Here is a 22352-nt window from a genome sequence, read left to right as displayed (position 1 = left end):
CCTGTTTGAAATATGAATGTTCGGCGCAAAAGTTCGAGCGGCGCGCCCGAAGCGGAAAGTCCGGCGCCCTTATAGCGGGCTGCCGCCTATCGCGTAGGCGGCTTCCGCTTCCGGGCAGTGCGAAGCGACGATGCGCAGCTCCGGGAAAGCTTCATGCAGCCCGCGCAGCGCGCGGAAGCTGTCCGCGTAGGCGCGGCGGTCGGGCATGATGACGCCCGCAAGCGCACTCGGCGGGCGGTCTTCCCGGTAAGCCGCCGCCGACCAGGCGGCATCGGCGCACAGCAGCGCCGGTCCGCGGGCCGTGCGCAGCAGCAGCCCGATCTGCCCATAGGCATGGCCGGGCAGATCGACGGCGAGCAGGCTGCCGTCGCCGAGCACGTCGGTCAGGCGCCGCCAGGCAAAGCCGGGCAGGAACCCTTCCGGCACGTCGACGCGCGACTCCGGCGCGAACGGCCGCGCCCGGCGATCGAAATCGCCGGGCAGCAGCCCCGGCAGGAATCCGCGCTTGACCGCGCCGATCCCGCGCAGTCCGCGCATCTTGTCGAGCGCTTCGCGCTCGTACAAAAAGGCCGCCTGCGGAAAATCGCGCAGTCCCGCCACATGGTCGGCGTGAAAATGCGAGATAATAATGCGGCCGACCGCTTCCGGCCGCATGCCCGCGGCCCGCAGCCGCTCGGCCGCGCTCTGCCCGGCTTCGAACTGCACCGGAGTCGTGATCCGGTACAGCCGTTCCGGGAACGGGTCCGTCTCGCGGAAAAAGCGGTCCGAATAGCCCGTATCGAACAGGATCAGGCCGTGCCGCGGATGGCGGATACAGGCGAACAGCGCCGGAATGCGGACGCTGCGCAGCCGGCCGCCCCGGATCGTGACCCATTCCGGATGACGGCAGCTTCCGGTCGGGAACAGGCTCAGTTCCACTCTGGGCACGGGTCCGCCGGCCAGTTCCCAGAGCGAATCGAGCGCGGAAGGAGTCGGGCGCACGCCCGTTTTTGCCTCGTCCGATTTGGTATTCAACTCGATATTCAACGCGATCTCTCTCCTTCCCGCACGTTCCACCATTCGACGAAACGGTCCAGCCCTTCTTCGATGCCGACGAGCGGTTCGTAGCCCAGTCCGCTCCGCGCGGCGCCGATATCCAGCGTTTGGCTGCTGCCGAGCATGCCGACCAGCGCGCGGGTCAGCATCGGTTCGCCGCCCGAAGGCCGCAGCCTGGCGGCGCCCTCCATCAGGGAGGCGAGTGCATAAGCGGCGGCAAAAGACAGCTTTTTGCCGCGCAGCGGACGGCCCAGCTTCGCGAACAGCAGCTCGGCGGCCGCGGCCAACGCGATCGGCACGCCTCCGCTTATGTTATAAATGCGGGCGCCGACCGAAAGTTCCGCGGGGGCGAACGCAGCCAGCTTGAGCGCGCGGACCGCGTCGTCCACGTACGTCAGGTCGATCAGCGCCTCACCTCCGCCGATCAGCGGCACACCCGTCCGGCCGTTGGCTTCGATCAGCCGGGGCAGGATCGTGAGATCTCCCGGCCCGTACAAAGCACGGGGCCGCAGCACGATCGCGTCCAGTCCGAGCCGGCGTACGCGTTCGACTTCCTGCTCCGCCAGCCGCTTGGTCCGGGCATATGCGCTGATCGGCTTCGCGGGCAGCGGATCGTGTTCCCGCACGCCGATCCGGGCTTTGGCCCCGAAATACAGGCTCGGCGTGGAGATATGCACAAGACGGGACACGCCGGCGCGCAGACAGGCTTCCGCCACGTTCGTTGTACCGTTCACGTTTGCCGCCATGAACGTTTCTTCCGGTCCCCACGCAGCGGAATGCGCGCCGCAGTGAATCACGGCGTCGAATCCCGCGCCGATCGCCCGCCCGATAGCTTCCGCGTCGTCCAGTTCCGCGCGGACGAAGCGGATGCCGCTCCGCTCCAGCCGTTCGCCGACCGTTACGTTTCGTCCCAAGCCGGTCACTTCGTGTCCGTCTTGGAGCAGGTTGCGCGCCGCATGCCCGCCCAAAAACCCGGTCGCCCCGGTCACCAGAATCTTCATTTTCCGTCCCTCCCGAGGCTGTCATATTGAATTTTTCCCGCAAATTCCGGTGTTGTGCACAACTTTTTCCAAAACAAATTTTTCATTCATCCACAGAAAAGGGGGGTGGTTATCCACGTTGTCCACCGTTTTTCACCGATTTGGACACAAAATGGCCCAAAATAGTCCTTTTCGACACTTCTCCACATGTGGATAACTTTTTTCTCCCAAAAAGTTGTCCCTCCCTTATACACACACCATGCTCGGTATCCTTTTGGCAGGATCTCTCCGGGACGGACTCTTGATCCGCGGTACCTCGGCGGGCTGCCGAAGTCTCGTCCGGGCCAAGCTGCTTTCGCTTCAATCGTTCGAAGGGGCGGCTCGCCCGTCGATCCCTTCTTCCCCGATCGGCTGGCCATCCCAGCCGATATCGGCTACCGAAGCTTCCGACAGCGAACCTCCGATCGAACGCGCGCGGCGGCGAAGTTCCCGCATCATGCGCAGCGCCTGCGGCAGCACTCGGGCATCGCCGCGCCGCAGCAGCACGTCGCGCGAGCCGCGCAAATCGCGCAGCCAGCCGGCAAAGCGCTTGGGCCGCGTCAGCTGGCCCAATCCGCTGCCGAGCATCGGCAGCAGCAGCATCGGCGTTCTCGCCGGACAGGCCAGAATCACGGCGTCCACCGTATCCGGCCGCGCCAGCGCATCCGTCAGATCCGGAGCGCGCCGACGATCGCCGGACGCGGACAGCTCCGCGCCCCCGAACGAAGTTCCGCCGCCCGCGGCCTGCGGCGCAAGCAGCAGATGCACGCCGCTTGTGGCGCGCGGATTGCATTCGATCGGCAGCAGCTCCCCTTCCTCCGTCCGGATGAAGTCGAACGCCAGCTGACCGCTGAAGTTCGTCCGCTCCACGAAGCGGACCACCCATTCCCGCACCTGCGGATCGGCGTCGGGTTCGAAGCAGACGGACGCTCCGCTCGCCGTCTGCGGCGCGCGATACGCCGCATGCGCGAGCAGCCGCCCTTCGTGCGCGGCTCCGTACGTGCACAGCAGCTCGCCCGCGGCGTAGCGCTGCGCCACCCACGACCCGCCCGCGCGGCGCGCATGCTCGCGCGCTTCGCCGAGCGACCCGTGCCGGGATACCCCGGCCGAGAACCGGGAAAACTCCGGCTTCAGCACATAAGCCGGATCGCCGGGCGCCGTCCGCGGAATCCGCCCTTCGATCCGCTCTTCTTCGCGGCTGCTTGCCCGGCCACCGCCACCGGACGGCGCTTCGCTCCCGACCGCTACGCTTTCTCCCGCGCCTTCACCGCCCTCCTCGCCCCCAGCCCCGTCCGCGAACGTCAGCCGCACCGTCTCCGGCACGGCCAAGCCCAACCGCGCGCACAGCGCGATAAACGCCCATTTGCTGTGCAGTTCGCGCAGCGTCCCCAGCGGAGGCGCGAGCACGCGGCAGTCCGGGCCGAAGCTGCCCCGGTACGCGGAAATGTAGAAGATTTCCTCGCAGGTCGGCAGCAGCAGACCGATACTCTCGCGGCGCACGATATCGCGCAGCGCGGCCGCGTAGCCTGCCGGGTCCTGCGCCGGCGGCGGCACGCGGAAGCTCCGCTTGACCGCGCGCGAAGCCGCGCACAGCGGATGCTCCAGACTCTCGGCGGCATACACCTCCGCGCCTCTCGCCGCGAAAGCGCGCGCCAGGTCCAGCGCGCACGGCGCGCGGCCGCCCGTAATCAGAACGCGCAGCCCGTTCATGACGTCTCCCCCTTCTTCGAACCGTCGCCCCGCGTGTCCGTCCGTTGTCCGCCTCAATAGACCAGCGCGACGCCGCCGAGCGACAGCCCGGCCGACGTGCCGACCAACAGCACGTTGTCGCCGCGCTCCAGCCGGCCTTCGCGCACGGCCCGGTCCAGGCCAAGCGGAATCGAAGCGGCGATAACGTTGCCGTAATATGGCGCGATATAGAGCATCTGCTCCTCGCTAATGCCCAGCTTGCGCTGAAGCAGCCGCATGGCCATCACGCTGCCCTGATGCGGCACGACGAGCTTGAAGTCGGCCATGGACAAGCCGGCGCCGCCCAGCAGTTCCTGCATAAACGCCGGCAGCAGGCGCGAAGCCTGGCGGAAGATACCTTCGCCGTCCATCGAGAACAGATAATCGGCGGCTGCCGCTTCACTGTAGGAAGCAGACGGCAGGCCGCTGCCTCCGCCCCGGATCTCCGAATGGTGCGCGCCCGCGCTGTGCGTCGTCATCCGGGCATGCAGGATGCGCGAAGGCTCGCCCGCGGCGGAGCGTTCCACGACCGCGGCGGCGGCTCCGTCGCCGAACAGCGCCGCGCTTTCCTTGTCGGACCAGTTCAGCCCTTTGGAAGCAATCTCGCTGGACACGATTAGTACCCGGCGATAGCGGCCCGCGTCCACGAGGTACGACAGCGTGTCGAGCGCGGTCACGAAGCTCAGGCAGGTCGCATTGATGTCGAAGCACGGCACGCCGGATTGTTCTTCGCCCAGCGCGCGCTGGATCAGCGCGGCCGTGCACGGAATCGGCTGCTCCATCGTGCCGCTTGCGCAGACGAGGCAGTCGATATCGGCAAAAACCAACCCGGCTCGCTCCAGCGCTTCGCGGGCCGCTTGCGCCCCCATATGCGAAGCGGTCTCCGCCCCGACGAAATGCCGGTTGGCCACGCTCGTCTTGCGCATGACCCAGCCCGGTTCGGTGCCCAGCCTGTCGTCGATCTCTGCAGCCGATATGCCGTCGCCCGGCAAATACCGTCCCGTTCCCGTAATTTTGACATGACGCGCTTCCATAACCATTCCCCCTACCGAATATCTGACCCACCCTCCGGCGTTCGCCGGCCGCGAATTCGTGATCCGCGGCCAGCTGCTTCGGGTTTTGTCTTCCTTATACGACGGACGGTCCGCGCGGTTTCTCATATTCGCCGCACTTCGGCCGTTCCAACCTGCATGCACCCGCCCAAACAAAAAAAATCGCTTCCGGTTCGAGGCTCAAAACGAGCGATTCGTACCGAAAACGATTTGATATTGGGTCTTCAATGAACTCATGTATGGCGCTATACTTTCGACCGGTCTGCCGGTCTTACTTGTTCTGCGCTTTCGGATCTCCGGTCGGATTGGCCAGCACCGGAAGCATTTTCGTATCCCGTTTCATCGAAGACGAGCAGATCGGACACTTCGGTTCATCCTCGAACGAAAAGTTGTCCCTCATCCAGCCCTTGCAGTCTTCCTGCTCGCAAGTCCATACGGCGGTGCTTTCTTTCACAAGTTCCTCGTCCTGTTTTTTACGAAAATACATGCTCGATGCCTCCCCGCATTTGATAGGGGCCGCAGCCGGTCCCGGTATATGTTAACCATTAAAAAGTTGTTTCCAAGTGAAAAAGGACTGCCCCCAACGCATGGTTAAGAGCAGTCCGTTCATTGAGTTCTTACAGTTTAGTTACGTTTTCAGCTTGTGGTCCACGGTTGCCTTCAACGATGTTGAATTCTACGCGTTGGCCTTCGTCGAGGGTTTTGAAACCGTCGCCTTGGATAGCGGAGAAGTGAACGAATACGTCGCTTCCGCCTTCTACTTCGATAAAGCCGTAACCTTTTTCTGCGTTAAACCATTTTACTGTTCCTGTTTCCATGAGAGAAAACCTCCAAAAATTTTGATTCCGGAGCTTTGGAGATGATCCAAGTCCGGTCAACATGCATTTTTTATGCTCCGTGGGGATATAAAAAAATCACACATTGGAAAAGGTTCCATAACCCATACATGACAACCCTTTCCAATATGTGAAATCAGGAGGCATATTCATATTCGCTGTTACCTAAAATATTACCACAGCCTTTCCCCAAAAGCAAACGTTTCCGCTATTTTTTCGATAATTCCGCCCGGAATTTAGCTTGGACGCTCGCTTTAAGCCACGCCGGACCTGGGAAAAAGCCCTGTGCACTTTTTTGGTTTTTGCGGCCGCATTCGGCGGAACCGGCAGGCGCCTGAAGGCATAGCCGTCTCCGCCAGCGCTCCCGATCCGGCGAGGCGGAATTACGAACTCCGGACTTTTCCGTAAGCCAGCGAACTGATGCCGATCCCCGCCTCGTACAGCAGGATGAGCGGCAGCGTCACGATCAGCAGCGACAGCGCGTCCGGCGGAGCGATGAAGCCGGCGGCGACCAGCAGGGCCAAATACGCGTACTTGCGGATACGCCGTAGCGAAGCCGGAGTCACGATCCCGAGCCGGGTCAGCAGCGTCAATAGAAGGGGAAGTTCGAACAGGATGCCAAAAGGGACGACGAGGCGCAGCATGAAGTCGAAATATTCGCGAATGCCGATCACCGGCTCAAGTCCCAACTCCGCCGTCAGCCCGAACATGAAGCGCAGCATGATCGGGAACACGATCTCGTACGCAAACGCCGCCCCGACCAGAAACAACGCGAAGATCGCGAAGATATGCAGCCGGATCGCGCGGCGTTCGGCTCCGTACAGCCCCGGCTTGACGAACTGCCACGTCTGGTGCAGCGCAAGCGGCAGAATCAACACCGCGGCGAACCAGAATGCGGCCTGCACCATAATGGAGAGCGCGTCCGTCACGCGGAACACGTGCAGCGACAGACCAAGCTCCGCGCCGGAACGTTCGAGCAGGCCGATGACCGGAGGCGCCGCGAAGAATCCTCCGACGAACAGCACCAGAAAAACGCCCGCGCATACCAGCAGGCGCCGACGCAGCTCGACCACGTGATCGAGCAGTCCCATGCGCGCCTCGTCAGGGAGAGTCGGGCCGTCCTCCCCCGCTTTCGCCTTCAACCGGCTCTTTGGACAGGGCGACCGTCGGCGCCGCGTCGGCCGATTTGCGTCCGCCCGCGCCCGAATCCTTGGCGGAGTCGTCTCCGAGTCCCCGCGTCGCGCTGCGGAATTCTTTCAGCGTCTCTCCGGCCGCGCGTCCGAGCTCCGGCAGCTTTTTCGGACCGAACACCAGCAAGGCCACCCCTACTACGACCGCAATGCTTCCTGGCCCAAAAGCCATATTCAACGCCTCCGTTTTACATAATTGATAATGATTATCATCCAAGCGAAATAAACTTAGTATAGAGCGAGGCAAAGCCCTTGTCAAACTTAAATCTCTCCCCGGAAACCGGAAAACCGTTTCGGTAAATATTCGGCTGTAATCCTTGCCGTTATGGGCTTTTCCTTCCCGCTCGCCCTGAACGTACCTGCTAATTTTTTGACATTGACAACCTTCTTCCGCGCTTCTATACTCAGAGTTACTTTTAACCAAATGATAATCATTATCAAAACGAAACAAACGAACGAGGCGTTACCCGGAAAGGAAGATCCGTCCATGTCCATCCCGTTTCTGATTCCTGTCCGCGTTCGTGTCCCGGCCGTCCTGCTGGCGCTGCTTCTGCTGCTCGGCATCTTCGGCGGGCACGCTTCGGCTGCCGGCGATGCGCCGGCCGACGCGCTCGCGGCCGTGGACGCGGCCCTGCTTCAGCTCCGCAGCGGCGACGCGGAAGCTTCGAAAGCCAGCTTCGCCCCGGTCAAGTCCTGGTGGGCCCGCAGCAAGCAGGGCGCCAAAGCCGACTCCGCGGCGCTTGCCGCCGAAATCGGCAGCGGGATCGCCGACGTGTCGCTGGCCTACGTCGGCGGCGATGCGGAGGAGATCCGCTCGAAGCTTGAAGCGCTGCGTCTGGCGCTCGTCAGCTACGACGAAGGGGCCTACGCCGACAACGACGGCCGTACCCGCATGACGCTCGGCGCTTACCTATCGAAGCTTGGCGGCGTCAAATCGGCGATCGAAGCCGGCGATCCGGACGGCGCGGCCCGCGGAGCGCGGGAGCTGCAGAACCTGTGGCTGGCCGTCGAAGGCGAAGTCGTCGGCCGTTCGGCTTCCGTCTACGCGAATACCGAACGCGATCTCGTGCTGCTGCCCGCCTACCTGGATGATCCGGACCAGATCGACCGGGCCGTGCCGCTGCTCGACGGCATGATCGCCGCGCTGACGCCGCTCGCGGACGCCGGCTACAGCTGGATCGACGCGGCGCTCATTCCGATCCGGGAAGGGCTCGAAGCGCTGCTCGTCGTCGGCTCGCTGCTCGCTTTCGTCCGCAAGTCCGGCTCCGCGCGCGGACAGCGCTGGATCGTCGCCGGTTCGGCGGCCGGCCTGCTGTTCTCGGTCGCGGCGGGTGCCGGCGTCTCGCTGCTGCTGTCCGCTTCCGTGTTCGGGGCGGGCAACTCGCTGCTCAACGGCTGGACCGGCATCGCGGCCGCCGCCATGCTGCTGTACGTCGGGTATTGGCTGCACCGCAGCTCCGATATCCGGCGCTGGAACGAGAAGCTGCAAGCAGGCAGCCGCCGGGCCCTTTCGGGCGGGCGGACGTTTTCGCTTGCGCTGCTCGCTTTTCTCGCGATCGTGCGCGAAGGACTGGAGACGGTCATTTTCCTGATCGGCCTCGCCGGCCGGATGCCGGGACGCGAACTGCTGCTGGGCATCGCAGCCGGATTCGGCGTGCTGATCGTCGTCGCCGTCGTCATCCTGAAGCTGGGCGACCGGCTGCCGTTGAGACCTTTTTTCCTCATTTCAAGCGTCGTCGTGTTCTATCTGGGCTTCAAATTTCTCGGCTCGGGCATTCACAGCCTGCAGATGGCGGGTCTGATTCCGTCCACGACCGAAAGTTACCTGCCGTCGATCCCGTCGATCAGCCTGTATTCCTCATGGTACAGCACGCTGCCCCAACTGCTGCTCCTGTCCGCCGCGCTGGCCGCTTATGCCGGTCCGCTGCTGACCCGCAGAAGCCGCCGGGCGGCCTGATCCCGCTTTTTTTCCTATTCCATTTACGGAGGTACCCCCATGACCCATCTGTACCCGATCAAAAATAACGAACCGACGCCCCGCCGCAAGCTCCCGTTCGCCATCCTCTCTTCGGCCGCCCTGGTCGCGATGCTGGCGCTGAGCGCCTGCGGCGCCGCCGCGGAAGACACGGCCGCAAGTACGCAGACCGCTCCCGCAGCCGCCGAGGAGCCCACTTCCGCAGCGCCGGCTCCGGCGGACACCGCGGCAGATAACGAAGCCGACGAAGCGGTGCGGCAGGGCGCGCAGAAGATGAAGGACGAGACGACGCAATTCCAGGCGGCGCTCGCCGCCAAAGACGATGCCAAAGTCAAGGAACTCAGCGGATCGATCAACGATTTGTGGCTCTCCTACGAGAACACGGTGCGCGACCGCTTACCGCTGCTGTACACCGAAGTGGAGAAATACGAGATGCCGATCTTTTCCGCTTCCGCCTATGACAAAATGGATTACGCTGCGCTGACCGACAACGCCGGCAAGCTGCAGGGCGCTCTGGACGACCTGCTGACGGCCAAAAAGACCGACGCCGACGCTTCCGAAGTGCTCGCCGAAGCCGTCGCCGGCTACGAGAAATACGTGCGCGAGCAGACGGACCGCTTTGTGGAAGAGACGCAGGTGTTCGCCGACGCGGTCAAAGCGGGCGATATCGAAGCGGCCAAAACCGCTTATCCCGTCTCCCGTACCTATTACGAAAATATCGAACCGATCGCGGAAAGTCTCGGCGACCTTGATCCGAAGATCGACGCGCGGCTGCCGGACGTGGAGAACGAAGAACAGTGGACCGGCTTCCACCGGATCGAACGCGCGCTGTGGGAAGACGGTTCGCTGGAAGGCCAGGGCAAATACGCGGATCTGCTCATGACGGACGTCAAAGCGCTGCAAGCCAAAGTCGCCGACCTCAAGCTCGAACCGGAAGCGATGGTCGCCGGCGCGATGGAACTGCTGAACGAAGCGGCAACCTCGAAGATCACGGGCGAGGAAGAGACGTATTCGCATACCGACCTGGTCGATCTGGCCGCGAACGTGGAAGGCTCCAAAGCGGTCTACTTCGCGATGATCCCGGCGCTGAACGACGGACACCGGGAGTTGGCGGACCAGCTCGACCAACAATTCCGCACGATGGAAGAGACGCTGGCCCAATATAACAAAGACGGCAGCTATGCGCTCTACACCGATCTCAAGACGGAACAAATCCGGGAACTGAGCGATCAGCTGTCCCAACTGTCGGAACTGATGTCGCAGACGGCGAAAATCTTGTAGGCGCCACGGAGCGGAGGACGAAAAGATGAAGCACACAAAGCACGAACCGGCAGACGGCGAACGCGGCACCGAAAGCTTAGACGGGAATCCTTCGGCGCAAGAAGCGAAGGCAGGCGAAGTCGCAGGAGCAAGCGAAGCGGGCGGTTCGGACCGTTCGGGAAAAGGCTATACGCGGCGGGAAATGCTCAAAATGTCCGCAGCCGCGGGCGGAGGGATCGCGCTGGGCGCAAGCGGCCTCGGCGCCATCCTGAAAATGTTCGGAGCGGCGGAAGCCCCGCCGGCCGCGGTCGGCGGAGAACCGGCGGCGGCCGCGAATGAGCGGCTGGACTTCTACGGCGACCACCAGGCCGGCATCGTCACCCCGCAGCAGACCTATATGTATCTGGTCGGCTTCAAGGTGACGGCAGCCGATCGCAAGACGCTGATCGGCCTGCTGCGGGACTGGACCCGCTTTTGCGACCTCAGCACGGGCGGCGCTTCCGCCGTCGAAGCGAACGGGCGCCTGCTGCCGCCGAGCGACAGCGGCGAAAGTGTCGACCTTCCGGCCGCAAAGCTCAGCGTCACGTTCGGGTTCGGCCCTTCCCTGTTCGCGCAGGGCGGACAGGATCAGTTCGGCCTTGCGGCGCGGGCGCCCAAGCATCTGCGCGACATTCCGCGCATGCCGAAAGACCGGATCGACGAAGCGCTGTCCGGCGGGGACATCTGCGTGCAGGTGTGCGCCGAAGACCAACAGGTCGCTTTTCACGCGGCGCGCAATTTGATCCGGCTGTCGGCTTTTACCGCCTCGGTGCTGTGGATGCAGGAAGGCTTCATCAGCTCGCCTCCGGGCAGCACGCCGCGCAACCTGTTCGGCTTCAAGGACGGCACGGCCAACGCGCTGCACGATTCCGGCGCCGGCTACGGCGACGTCGTCTGGTGCGGCGAAGACGAGCCGGACTGGATGCGGGGCGGCAGCTATCTCGCCTACCGCAAAATCCGCATGCTGCTGGAAGTGTGGGACCGTTCCTCGCTCAAGGACCAGGAAGACACGTTCGGCCGGCGCAAAGACTCCGGCGCGGCCTACGGCAAGACGGGCGAATTCGACACCGTCTCGCCGGGCGAACTGCCCGCGGACTCCCATGTCCGCCTCGCCAAACAAGACGGTGCGCAGATGCACCGCCGGGCCTATTCGTATACGGGCGGGATTGATGCCCGGACCGGCAATGTAGACGCCGGACTGCTGTTCCTCAGCTACCAGCGCGACCCGGACAAGCAGTTCGTGCCGATGCTGCGGCTGATGAGCCAAATGGACAAATTGAACGAATATACGGTGCATATCGCGAGCGGCCTGTTCGCCTGTCCGGGCGGCTGGAAGCCCGGCGAATACGTGGGGCAGCGCCTGCTGGAAGGCTAGCCGCTAGGCGCCGAGCAGCGGGCGCAGCGCCTGCACGATCTCGCCCGCCCGCTCCAGGGCGTCGTCCCCGCTTCGCACGATGAGGTCGCAGCCGCTCAAGGCCGCGATCTCTTCGTCGTATCCGGCGAGGCGCGCCGCGATCTGCGCGGCGTCCGACCCGCGCGCCAGCAGGCGCGCTTCGCATTCGGCGCGCGAAGCGGACACGCCGAGCAGCAGCGCGCGCTCGCCGAGCAGCGCCCGGGCGACGCGGGCGCCGCTTGCGTCGAGCACGATCGAACGCAGCCCCGCGCCGCGGGCCGTTCCTTCGATCGAAGCGAGCGACGTACCGTACAGGTGGCCGCGGTATTCGCTCGTCTCCAGCATGTCTCCCGCTTCCTTCATCCGCTCAAGCGTCTGCCGCGGCGCAAAGTGGTAATCGACTCCGTCGATCTCGCCGGCGCGCGGCGCCCGCGACGTCCAGGTCACGATGCGGGGCAGCCCCAGCATCGCTTGAAGCGTACTTTTGCCCGAAGCGCTCGGACCTTGAAAAACAACCAGGGATACGTTCATGTTCCAACCTCCGAATACCGAACTTGCGGGAAGCACGGCTTCTCCGATTCGGTCTGATAAGATGCAACGTGTATTTTCTCACGTTCGGGCGCAATCCGCCAGCCGGGCCGCACTTTTTTCGAAAGCCTTTTTCATGATAAACTAACGGTATGCGCGTGCCCGCCGCATGTTTGCGTGCGAGCCGGGCCGCCAAATCGAAGTGCCGATCCGGTCGGAATGCCCGCCGGAGACGGCCCACGGAAAGAAGGCTTTGCATCCATGAAAAAAGAGCTGATCGAACGTCTCGACCGCTACGCCCGTTTCGATACCCAGTCCAACGAAGACAGCGAGACCTGCCCGTCCACGCCGGGACAGATGAAGCTGGCCGAGCAGCTCGTGCGCGAGCTGACAGAAATGGGCCTTACCGAAATTACGCTCGACGAAAACGGTTACGTCATGGCTTCACTCGAAGCCAATACCGACAAAGGCGACGTGCCGGTCATCGGCTTCCTCGCCCATCTCGACACGGCAACCGAACTGAGCGGCGCCAACGTCAATCCGCAGATCGTGGACCGCTACGACGGCGGAGACATCGTGCTGAACCGGGAACTGGGCATCGTGCTCTCCCCGCGCGATTTCCCGGAGCTTACGCATTACGTCGACCACACGCTGGTGACGACCGACGGCACGACGCTGCTCGGCGCCGACGACAAAGCGGGCATGGCCGAGATCATGACCGCCCTGAATCATCTGATCGCGCATCCCGAACTGAAGCACGGCAAGATCCGCGTGGCGTTCACGCCGGACGAAGAGATCGGGCGCGGCCCGCAGCGCTTCGACGTGGCAGCGTTCGGCGCGAAGTACGCCTACACGATGGACGGAGGCCCGCTCGGCGAACTGGAATACGAAAGCTTCAATGCGGCGGCCGCCAAAGTGACGATCAAAGGCGTGAGCGTCCATCCGGGCACGGCCAAAGGCAAAATGATCAACGCCGCCAAGATCGCGATGGAGTTCCACCGCCGCCTGCCGGAGCAGGAGTCGCCGGAATTCACGGAAGGCTACGAAGGCTTTTTCCACCTGCTCGACATGAACGGCGGAACGGATCAGGCGACGCTGTCGTACATCATCCGCGATTTCGACCGCAGCAGCTTCAAAGCGCGCAAAAAGCTCATGGAAAGTATCGCCGGCGAGTTCCGTCAGACGTACGGCGACGAGAACGTGCTGCTGGAGCTGCGCGATCAGTACTATAATATGCGCGAGAAAATCGAACCGGTGATCGAGATCGTGGATCTGGTCGGCGACGCGATGAAGAAGCTCGGCATCGAGCCGGACATCCGTCCGATCCGCGGCGGCACCGACGGCTCGCAGCTGTCGTACATGGGCCTGCCGACGCCGAACATTTTCACCGGCGGCGAAAACTACCACGGCCGTTACGAGTTCGTCTCCGCCGACAACATGGTCAAAGCGACCGAAGTCATTCTGGAAGTCGTCCAGGCGTTCGAGCGCCGGGCCTAGACGGGAGGCGCCATCGACATGTTCGAATATCAAAATCGCGAATACGAAGACGTCGATTTCGGCTCGCAGGAGATGCGCGACGGCGAACTGGTCAACTGCACGTTCGTCCGCTGCCGCTTCGCCTACGGTTCGATGGAAGAGATTCTGACGACAGGCTGCCGGTTTACCGAATGCGATTTTCGCGGCGCTTCGATGAACGGATCGATCCATACCGATTCGGCGTTCGAGAACTGCAAGTTTACGGAAGCGAATCTGTTCGCGGCCAAGTTCGACAGCTGCAAGATGACCGGGTCCGACTTCGCGGGCGCGAAACTGGACGGCTTCACCGTCGTGCGCGGCGACTGGTCGTACACGAACCTGCGGCAGACGCGGCTGGACCGGCAGGATCTGCGCGGAGCGCGCTTTTTCGAAGCCGATCTGTCGCAGACCAGCCTGCAAAAAGCCGATCTGCGCGGAGCGGACCTGACCCGCTGCGTGCTGGCCGGAGCGAAGCTGCAGGGCGCGGACCTGCGCGAAGCGATTCTCGACGGCGTCGATTTCAAATCGCTGGACGTCAAAAACGTGCGCATGGACCGCGAGCAGGCCGTCTTGTTCATGCGCGCCTACGGGGCAAAAGTCGATTGAGGCGCAGCCACGCTTTTTGAGCGAACGACTTTTTGGGTAAATAAACAGGATACCGGGGAGACGCGGTTGCGACAGCGCGGCGTCTCCCTTTTCCTATTCCCAGTTCCGGAAAGCGAGGTTTTTGCAATGACGAAAGCGGCACACCAGAAAACGACTTTGGGCAAAAGCGGACTTCGGGTCAATCCGATCGGACTCGGCACCAACGCGGTCGGCGGGCATAACCTGTTCCCGAACCTGGACGAAGAAGCCGGCAAAGCTTCCGTGCGCGCGGCGCTCGAGAGCGGCATCGATTTTCTCGATACGGCGTTCATCTACGGTCCCGGGCGCTCCGAAGAATTGATCGGCGAAGTGCTGAAATCGTACGGACGCCGAGACGAGATCGTGATCGCCACCAAAGGCGCGCACAAAATAACGGACGGCGGCGTGGAAATCGACAATTCCCCGGCTTTCCTGCGCCAATCGGTCGAAGACAGCCTCAAGCGGCTCGGCACCGATTATATCGATCTCTACTATATCCATTTCCCGGATGACCATACGCCCAAAGACGAAGCGGTCGGCGAACTCGCCAAGCTGAAGCGGGAAGGCAAGATTCGCGCGATCGGCGTGTCCAACTTCTCGATGGAGCAGCTCCGCGAAGGCAACAAGGACGGGCATATCGACGTGGTCCAGGGCGAATACAATCTGTTCAAGCGCGGCGCGGAAGCCGAACTGCTTCCTTATGCCCAAGAGAACGGCATCTCGTTCGTGCCTTATTTCCCGCTGGCTTCGGGCCTGCTGACCGGCAAATACGGCGCGGACGACACGTTGGACGAGAGCAAGCTGAAGAATCCGCTGTTCCAGGGCGAACACTTCAAGCGCAACGTGGAAAAAGTGGACCGGCTGCGCGAGATCGCCGGCGCGCAGGAAGCGAGCGTCGCAAACGTCGTCCTCGCGTGGTATCTGACGCGCGGGGCGATCGATGCCGTTATCCCGGGCGCCAAAAACGACCAGCAGGTCGCCGCCAATCTCAAAACGCTCGACGTCGCGCTGACGCCGCAGCAGATCGAACAGATCGACTTCCTGTTCCGGGACTGAACCGGAACACGCTGACCGGATCACGCCGGAGTCCGTCGTGATCGTTATCGCTTGGCTGCCTGTTCAAGACCGTTGGCTTCGGCCGGCGGTTTTTTGGCGTGTCCGCAAACCGGGTGGGCGGAAAGCGTCTCTTCGTCCGCACGGACAGAAAGCCGTTTTTTCGAATCGCGGGCCCGGTAAGCGCATCCACTTTCTTCCCGCTGCCGATTCCCGAAATTTTTTCGAAAAAACGTGACTTTCCATATTCATTTCGGCTTTCTTTTCGAGTACAATAGGTCAGTTGAGTTCTACACGGAACGTAAAGCTCCGGGCCTTATCCGCTTTCTATCTTGCATTGTTGGAGGAATAACAGAATCATGAATCACCCGTCCCCTACCCACGTCAAAATCACTACCGCCGATCCCGGCGCCATCGGCTTGTTCGGTCTGGCCATCGTCACGCTCGTCGCTTCGTCGCAGAAGCTCGGACTGACGGAAGGTCTCGGTTACGCCGCGGCCTGGGCCGTTTTCCTGGGCGCCTGCGCCCAGTTGTTCGCTGCGATCCAGGACGCCAAGCACGACAATACGTTCGGCATGACCGCTTTTGCGGCGTACGCGTTTTTCTGGTTCGCGATGGCGGCCAACTGGATGATCAAGCTCGGCACGTTCGGACCGGAACTGGCCGGGTCTGTCGACGGCAAGCAGCTCGGCTTCGCGTTTGGCGGCTATCTGGTCTTCACCCTGTTCATGACGATCGGGGCGATGGAGACGAACAAAGTGCTGTTCTTCATCTTCTGCCTGATCGACGTGCTGTTCCTCGGTCTGACGTTCGACGCGTTCGGCGCTCCGGAATTTTTCCACCAGCTCGCCGCTTACGCGGAAATGGCGATCGGCCTGCTGTCGCTGTACGGCTGCGGCGCCAACGTGCTCAACGCGCACTTCGGCCGCGAGTTCCTGCCGATCGGCAGACCGTTCGGCATCTTCAAGCCCCGTCCTTAACCGGAACAGGCCAACGTTCGACCGTCCCGCTTCGCGTATGTACGCGAAGCGGGATTTTTGCGTTCGGCGTGCCGCGTGCCGCGTGTACGGACTTGCTGCGGCGACGCGCGGCGGATGCAGAGACTTGGCGTCGGAACAGCGTCGGAACAGCGTCGGAACAGCGTCGGAACAGGGTCAGAACAGCGTAGGAAGCCCTTCTTTTCATAAAAAGGCTTGATTTACTTACTAAATGTAACTATAATGATGTTAAGTAAGCAAATCACAGCCATTCCTGCGGAACGCCGCGCGCTGCCCGATCTCCCGAGAATCGCAAGCGCGTCGTCCGCATGCAGCGGCAAAAGGAGTTTTTCCCATGAAAATCGAAGTCTGGTCGGACTATGTCTGCCCGTTCTGTTATATCGGCAAGCGCCGTCTGGAACACGCCCTGGAGCGGTTCCCGCATCAGGATCAGGTCGAAGTCGTCTACAAAAGCTTCGAGCTTGACCCGAATGCCCATGTGCATACCGAAGGCGATATTCACGATCTGCTCGCCGGCAAGTACGGCATGAGCCGCGAACAGGCGATCGCTTCGAACCGCAGCGTCGGCGAAGCGGCCAACGGCGTCGGCCTGCATTACGATTTCGACCGGATGCGCTACACGAATACGTTCGATGCGCATCGCGTCGCGCATTTCGCGGCGGAGAAAGGGCTGTCCCAGGCCGTGACCGAACGCCTGATGCAGGCCTACTTCACCGAAGGCGCCTTCTTGGGCGATCCCGAAGAGATCGCTAAGCTTGCGGCCGAAGCGGGCCTGGACAAGGACGAAGTGCTCGGCGTACTGAACTCGGACGCCTACGCCCAAAACGTCCGGGCGGACGAAGAACAGGCGACGCAGCTCGGCGTGCGCGGCGTACCGTTCTTCGTGCTCGACGGCAAGTTCGCCGTATCGGGCGCGCAGCCGGACGAAGTGTTCGATCAGGCGCTGACCCGCGCCTGGGGCGAACGTTCGCCGCTGACCGTGCTCGGCGCGGACGACGGCGATGCCGAAGGATGTTCGGACGGTTCGTGCGCGGTGCCGCAGGCCAAGTCGGAGTAAGCCCGCTTGCGGACGTGCTGCCGGTTCGGCGCCCGGCAGGCTCAGGCGTTCCGTTTACGGAGCCGGATGCCTGACTGCCTGCCGTCCGGCGCCGTATAAGCCACAGAAAAGCCCCTGATGACCGCAGATGCGGTCATCGGGGCTTTTTTTGGGGTGCACTGCGATATTCAGCTTCGCATCCGCTCGTACAGACGCTCCGTCTGCGATTCCGGCTTGACGCCGAGTTCTTCCTGCAGCAGGCGCTCCAGCGACAGATAATGTTCGCGCGCCTGCCGCTTGTCTCCGGCCGCTTCGCAGGACCGCATCAGCTCCCGGCAAACGTCTTCGGCGAACGGTTCTTCGCCCTGAAGCGCGCTCAGGCGGCGGATCGCTTCCTGCGGACTGCCGCTTTCCCGCTCCCGTTCGGCCAGCTCCAGCGTCAGGCGCAGACGCAGCCTCTTTAACTCGTCGGCCCGGTTCTCGGCCCAGCCGTAGTCGTGCTGCTCCAGGTACCCGCCGCGCCACATGGCGAGCAGCCGCTGCAGGCCGGACATTCGCCCGGCCGCGTCGCGGGGCAGTTGTTCGCTGCCGCGCTCGAACAGCTCGGCGTCGGACGCCGCCCCGCCGCGCAGCAGGCGGTAACTCTCCTGCCGGTATTCCAGCTGCAGCCGGGGATTCCACTCTTTGAGCATCTTGCGCAGCTGGTAGACGGACGTGTGCAGATACGCCGCCGATTTATCGATCGGGGCGTCCGGCCAGAGCAGGTCGATCAGCTCGTCGCGCCGCACCCATTGCTCGCCTTGATGCAGCAGGTAGGCGAAAAGTTCCTGCGCCTTCGCCGTGCGCCATTTGATCGCACGAACGTCGCCGGACTCGGGATCGACCAGTTCCAGGCGGCGAAAAGTCAAGATGTCCGCAGGCGGCCGCTCTTCGTCCGCCGCCGGAGAGACGGGCGCCGAAGGGACACCGGCGGCCTGTCTGGCTTGAACGGAAGGCACGAGCCGGTCGATCGCTTTTTGCAGGCGCGGCGTGCCGATCGGCTTGAGCAGGTAATCGATCGCCTGCAGGTCGAACGCTTCCACCGCGTAATCGGAATAGGCCGTCACGAAGATGATCGCGATGCCGGGGCGGGCCTGCTGGATATACTCCGCCGCTTCGAGCCCGTTCATCTCGGGCATGCCGATATCCAGAAAAACGGCATCCACCTGTTCCCGTTCCAGCCGTTCTAGGCCTTCGCGCGCCGATGTGCACAGAACGGCCGGCTCGATTCGTCCGTCTGTTCGCAGCAGGCGCTCCAAGTGCATCAAAGCCGGCTTTTCGTCGTCGATCAGCATTGCCCGCATGCCTACTCACTCCTGTTGTGTATGACTTGTCTATGTCCGCGAACGCCTAATCGTCCTGGCGCCGCGAAGCGTTTTCGCAGGAATGCCGCAGCCGGACGACCGTCCGCGCCAGCCTTTCCCGCGTCAGGGGTTTGATCAGATAGTCGAAGGCCTGCTGCTCGAACGCTTCGACCGCGTACTCCCGGCTGGCCGTCACGTAGACGACGTGCAGACGGGGGAACTCGCGCAGCAGCCGTTCGGAAGCCGCAAGTCCGGAGATGCACCCGAGCTTCGTGTCGATGAATACGGCATCGGGCTCAAGCCGGGCGACTTCCTGCAATCCCGGGGACGCGTCTCCCGAACAGCCGAGCAGGTCGATGTCGGTATATTCTTCCAACATTCGGGCGGTCAGCAGGGAGGACCTTTCGTCGCTGTCCAATATATAGATCCGCAAATTTCTCAGCCCTTTCCCGGGAACGCGGACGTATCCGTCCGCTGCAACCAGCATAACGGACAGGGCTGAACATTTTCTGAACAAGCCGGAATCCGGCCTTAGAGCCCGGCATCCTTCGGCAGTTCGAAGCCGATCGCAGTGCCTTCGCGTCCGGCAGGCCGCTCTTCCAGGTGCAGCGAAGCGCCGTGCAGCGCGGAGAGGCGGCGATGGATATTGCGCAGGCCGACGCCGCCCCGCCGGCCGGCCATGATCTCGCCGAACTCCTCCGGCCCGAGCCCCACGCCGTTGTCTTCGACGCGGACGGAGACCGACCGGCCGTTGTCGCGAATCTCCAGACGGACGACGCCGCCCGCAGCGCGCTGCATGATGCCGTGGCGGACGGCGTTCTCGACCAGCGGCTGAATGCTCAGCGGCGGCACGAACACGCCGACGAGATCGTCGGTCTCGCAGACGAACGACAGCCGTTCTTCGAAGCGGGCCTGCTCCAGCGCGATATACGAATGGACCAGTTCCAGTTCCTTGTGCAGCGGAACGAGATGGTCCCGATTGCGGAAATCGAAGCTGCCGCGCAAATACTGGCTCAGTTCGATCAGCAGCTCGGTCGCCTTGTCGGGATCGACCGGGCAGGTGGCGATGATCACGTTAAGCGCATTGTACAGGAAATGAGGCTTGATTTGGGCTTGCAAAAAAGCCATTTCTGTTCGGACCGCTTCTTCGGCCGCGCGGCGCATGCCGATCAGCGTGCGCACTCTGGCGCGCAGCTCGCCGGCGTCGACCGGCTTGCCGAGAAAATCGCTCGCGCCCGCGTCGAAGCCGGCCCGCACGTCTTCCGGAAGCCCGCGCGCGGTCAGCAGCAGAATCGGCAGCTCGGCCAGCGAACGGCGGCTGCGCAGCTCCCGGCTGAGCTCAAGCCCGGACATGCCGGGCATCATCCAATCGGTGACGACCAGCTCGATATCGGGATGGACGTCGAGAAAAGCGAGCGCTTCGGCGCCGCCGGATACGGCCGAAACGTCGCAGCCGACCGTCGCCAGCAGGTTGAGCAGCACGCGCCGGTTCACCGGATCGTCGTCGACGATCAGAATCCGGCCCGCGTCGCCAACCGGCGCGGCCGCTTCGTCCGGTTGATCCGCGCCGGACGTATCGGACGTACCGGACGTACCGGACCGGCCGGACAACCCGGAGAATGCCGAAGGTTCGGGCCGCGCCCGCGGCGAACGGAAGAGGTCAAGCGGGTCCGGCAGGCCGGACTGCGCTTCGGGGCCGCTTCCCGCTCTCACCAGACGGTCTTCTTCGCCGCGATCCGGCGTCTCGGCCGAGATCGGCAGCGTGAAGAAGAAAGTCGTGCCCGCGCCGGGTTCCGATTCCAACCAGATCCGGCCTCCGCCCAGTTCCACCAGTTCCCGCGTAATGCTCAAGCCGAGACCGGCTCCCCGCAGCCCTTCCGTCTCTTCAGCCCGTTCGAACCGGCGGAAAATATCAGGCCAGCGCTTGCGCTCGATACCGACGCCCGTGTCGGACACTTCGACCGTCACCCAATCGCCCGACGCCGACGCGCGGACGCAGATCTCGCCCCGCTCCGTATATTTCACGGCGTTGCCGAGCAAATTGTACAAAATTTGCCGCAGCCGGTCTTCGTCCATGCGTACGCACGGCAGATCGTCCGGGCATTCCTGCCGAACCGAGATCGGCTTGCCGTCCAGCGTGTAGGCGACGACCTCCATGACCGACTGCACGACGGAAGACAGGTACAGCGGACGGGCGGCCAGGCGGACCCGGCCTTCTTTGAGGCGGGAGAAATCCAGCAGGTCGTCGACGAGCCGCGATAACCGCTGCCCCGTCGTCATGATGATCGCCAGATTTTCTTTTTGCTTGCTCGAAGCCGGTCCCGCCGCACCTTCCAGCATCGACCTCGCGATATTGATAATGCCGTGCAGCGGCGTTCTCAGCTCGTGCGACGTATCGGCCATGAATTCGTCCTTGAGTCCGTCCAGCGTGAGCAGCCGCTTCGACAGCCGTTCGACGTCGGCAAACGCCCGGACGAACCGGCGAATGATCAGCACCGTCTGCGCAAGCACGAACAGCACCAATTCGTAGATCGCCAAGCGGCTGATGTCCAGCCCCGTCACCTGCCCGATGACCATCAGCAGGATGAACATGGAGATGGCCAACAGGCCGAGCCCGACCAGATTCGCGTCTTCCGGCTGCCGGCTGACCCAGCGGAACGTGACGAGCATCGTGTACGCGATACTGATCAGCGCGGCCGTGAACAGCGTCGCCTCGACGTGCGAGAAGATCGCCATCGGCAGCACGAGCGCCGCGAACGCGCCGCCGAACGACAGCACCGCGTAAGCCCGCAGCATCGTTCGGTGCACCGTCCCGGGCATGAGCACGTACATGTAGGCCACCAGCATGAGATAGATGAGGTTGGACGATACCGCCTGCAGCTTCATCACGGCCGCGTAAGGCAGTTCCGGCAGCAGAAAACCGATCATTTTCTCGCCGTGGGTCAAAATGTACAGCACCGCCAGCATGCAGAACAACCCGAGAAAAAGCTGGGGCAGCTCTCTTTTATGCAGCACGTACAGCAGCAGAAACAGCAGGCCGGGCAGCAGAAATCCGCACAATACGACGAAGTCCCGGATCCAGTCGCTCTGCTCCTCGCGCAGAATGACGTTCTCGGGCCCGAAATCGATCGTATCGACGATTCCGCCCGAAGCGTAACTGAAATTCGCGGCCTGCACGATCAGTTCCGCCTGCGAACCGGAGAGGCGCGTGAATCCGGTATACGGCAGATTGGCCTGAATGCCCGCTTCCGGCGTCGCGGCCGGTACGCCGCTCGAACCGATCTCTTCGCCGTTCAGGTAAGTCCGGCTCGCCATGCGCACGTTGGCGACGCGCAGACCGTAATCCTCGTTCGTCTCGCGGCCCAGCTCGACGACCAGCCGGTAAGTCCCGATCCCGATCGCCCCGCCGGGCATGGCCCGATTCCAGGCAGACGGAACGCGCAGAATCGTCCGCCCGGCTTCGGTGCCCGAAAAATCGCCGGGACCCAGCAGGACGCCGGGATAAAATTCCCATTCGCCGCTTAACGAGACGGCTCCGTAGGACGCGTAATCCCAGCCGCCCAGATCGAGCCTGCCGTCCGACGCTTCCGGCGCGCCCTGCTGCGCCGAAATCGTGTTGAACAGACCGATCGCCGGCACGACCAGAACCAAAAAGAAGCCAAGAAGCAGGATCAACCATTTTTTTAGCATGTATTCGTTCTCTTTTCCTTGCGGAACGGCGCTGAAGG

General features: G+C 63.0%; 19 protein-coding genes and 1 pseudogene. 8 read left to right on the top strand and 12 right to left on the bottom strand.

All coding sequences use genetic code 11. The features are described from left to right. Positions 1-69: 69 nt before the first annotated feature. From FTE24_RS17830 to tatA, 8 genes and pseudogenes are all read right to left on the bottom strand, one after another. Positions 70-1026 carry an MBL fold metallo-hydrolase gene (locus FTE24_RS17830; RefSeq protein ID WP_237401825.1) on the bottom strand — a complete coding sequence of 319 codons (957 nt, stop codon included), beginning with the start codon at positions 1024-1026 and terminating at the stop codon, positions 70-72. Continuing rightward, positions 1023-2036 (bottom strand): NAD-dependent epimerase/dehydratase family protein, encoded by a 1014-nt coding sequence (locus tag FTE24_RS17825; protein ID WP_150234921.1) that lies wholly within the window; start codon positions 2034-2036, stop codon positions 1023-1025. Before FTE24_RS17825 ends, FTE24_RS17830 begins: the two co-directional genes overlap by 4 nt. Before the next feature lie 339 nt (positions 2037-2375). After that, complete coding sequence (locus FTE24_RS17820; RefSeq protein ID WP_150234919.1) at positions 2376-3764, bottom strand: hypothetical protein; 1389 nt, start codon at positions 3762-3764, stop codon at positions 2376-2378. Between the two features lie 53 nt (positions 3765-3817). Beyond that, entirely contained in the window at positions 3818-4816 is a 999-nt protein-coding gene (locus FTE24_RS17815) for a beta-ketoacyl-ACP synthase III (RefSeq protein ID WP_150234917.1), read from the bottom strand. Between the two features lie 289 nt (positions 4817-5105). Then, positions 5106-5321, bottom strand: coding sequence for a cold-shock protein (locus tag FTE24_RS17810; RefSeq protein WP_141447556.1), 216 nt, complete (start codon positions 5319-5321; stop codon positions 5106-5108). 130 nt (positions 5322-5451) lie between these two features. Beyond that, positions 5452-5652 (bottom strand): cold-shock protein, encoded by a 201-nt coding sequence (locus tag FTE24_RS17805; RefSeq protein WP_018976919.1) that lies wholly within the window; start codon positions 5650-5652, stop codon positions 5452-5454. Positions 5653-6053: 401 nt separating this feature from the next. Then, positions 6054-6761 carry a twin-arginine translocase subunit TatC gene (gene tatC / locus FTE24_RS17800; protein WP_150234915.1) on the bottom strand — a complete coding sequence of 236 codons (708 nt, stop codon included), beginning with the start codon at positions 6759-6761 and terminating at the stop codon, positions 6054-6056. Between the two features lie 112 nt (positions 6762-6873). After that, positions 6874-7032 (bottom strand): annotated as a pseudogene (gene tatA, locus FTE24_RS23345) (twin-arginine translocase TatA/TatE family subunit); the annotation flags it as partial. A gap of 315 nt (positions 7033-7347) precedes the next feature. On the opposite strand from tatA, the gene FTE24_RS17790 reads away from it, so the two are divergent. Genes FTE24_RS17790 through efeB form a run of 3 tightly spaced genes read left to right on the top strand, consistent with a single transcriptional unit; the run spans position 7348 to position 11509 of the window. Then, positions 7348-8817: an FTR1 family iron permease gene (locus FTE24_RS17790; RefSeq protein ID WP_150234911.1), complete on the top strand. Its 1470-nt coding sequence runs from the start codon at positions 7348-7350 to the stop codon at positions 8815-8817. A 39-nt stretch (positions 8818-8856) separates the two neighbouring features. Continuing rightward, entirely contained in the window at positions 8857-10116 is a 1260-nt protein-coding gene (efeO, locus tag FTE24_RS17785) for an iron uptake system protein EfeO (RefSeq protein ID WP_237401824.1), read from the top strand. Between the two features lie 25 nt (positions 10117-10141). After that, complete coding sequence (gene efeB / locus FTE24_RS17780) at positions 10142-11509, top strand: iron uptake transporter deferrochelatase/peroxidase subunit (RefSeq protein ID WP_150234909.1); 1368 nt, start codon at positions 10142-10144, stop codon at positions 11507-11509. A 3-nt stretch (positions 11510-11512) separates the two neighbouring features. Here the strand turns inward: efeB and FTE24_RS17775 are convergent, their stop codons facing one another. Further along, positions 11513-12058, bottom strand: a complete 546-nt coding sequence (locus tag FTE24_RS17775) for a guanylate kinase (RefSeq protein WP_150234907.1) — start codon at positions 12056-12058, stop codon at positions 11513-11515. A 258-nt stretch (positions 12059-12316) separates the two neighbouring features. On the opposite strand from FTE24_RS17775, the gene pepT reads away from it, so the two are divergent. The 5 genes from pepT to FTE24_RS17750 all read left to right on the top strand — a co-directional run bounded on the left by pepT (position 12317) and on the right by FTE24_RS17750 (position 17302). Further along, positions 12317-13552, top strand: a complete 1236-nt coding sequence (pepT, locus tag FTE24_RS17770) for a peptidase T (RefSeq protein ID WP_150234905.1) — start codon at positions 12317-12319, stop codon at positions 13550-13552. Positions 13553-13570: 18 nt separating this feature from the next. Beyond that, positions 13571-14176, top strand: a complete 606-nt coding sequence (locus tag FTE24_RS17765) for a pentapeptide repeat-containing protein (RefSeq protein WP_141447564.1) — start codon at positions 13571-13573, stop codon at positions 14174-14176. 126 nt (positions 14177-14302) lie between these two features. After that, positions 14303-15250 carry an aldo/keto reductase gene (locus tag FTE24_RS17760; RefSeq protein WP_150234903.1) on the top strand — a complete coding sequence of 316 codons (948 nt, stop codon included), beginning with the start codon at positions 14303-14305 and terminating at the stop codon, positions 15248-15250. 356 nt (positions 15251-15606) lie between these two features. After that, positions 15607-16227, top strand: a complete 621-nt coding sequence (locus tag FTE24_RS17755; protein ID WP_141447565.1) for an acetate uptake transporter — start codon at positions 15607-15609, stop codon at positions 16225-16227. Between the two features lie 352 nt (positions 16228-16579). Beyond that, positions 16580-17302, top strand: coding sequence for a DsbA family oxidoreductase (locus FTE24_RS17750; protein WP_150234901.1), 723 nt, complete (start codon positions 16580-16582; stop codon positions 17300-17302). A 167-nt stretch (positions 17303-17469) separates the two neighbouring features. Here FTE24_RS17750 and FTE24_RS17745 read toward each other — a convergent pair whose 3' ends face one another. The 3 genes from FTE24_RS17745 to FTE24_RS17735 form a co-directional block, all read right to left on the bottom strand. Then, a complete protein-coding gene (locus FTE24_RS17745; RefSeq protein ID WP_150234899.1) occupies positions 17470-18624 on the bottom strand; it encodes a response regulator in 1155 nt (384 codons plus the stop codon). A gap of 46 nt (positions 18625-18670) precedes the next feature. Next, complete coding sequence (locus tag FTE24_RS17740) at positions 18671-19057, bottom strand: LytR/AlgR family response regulator transcription factor (RefSeq protein ID WP_160441819.1); 387 nt, start codon at positions 19055-19057, stop codon at positions 18671-18673. Between the two features lie 98 nt (positions 19058-19155). Next, positions 19156-22314 (bottom strand): hybrid sensor histidine kinase/response regulator, encoded by a 3159-nt coding sequence (locus tag FTE24_RS17735; RefSeq protein ID WP_150234896.1) that lies wholly within the window; start codon positions 22312-22314, stop codon positions 19156-19158. Positions 22315-22352 lie beyond the last annotated feature (38 nt).

The organism is Saccharibacillus sp. WB 17, assembly GCF_008634075.2.
GTDB classification, from domain to species: domain Bacteria; phylum Bacillota; class Bacilli; order Paenibacillales; family Paenibacillaceae; genus Saccharibacillus; species Saccharibacillus brassicae.
The sequence above is the reverse complement of the archived record's forward strand: the minus strand, read 5'-3'. Positions and strand labels throughout refer to the sequence as shown.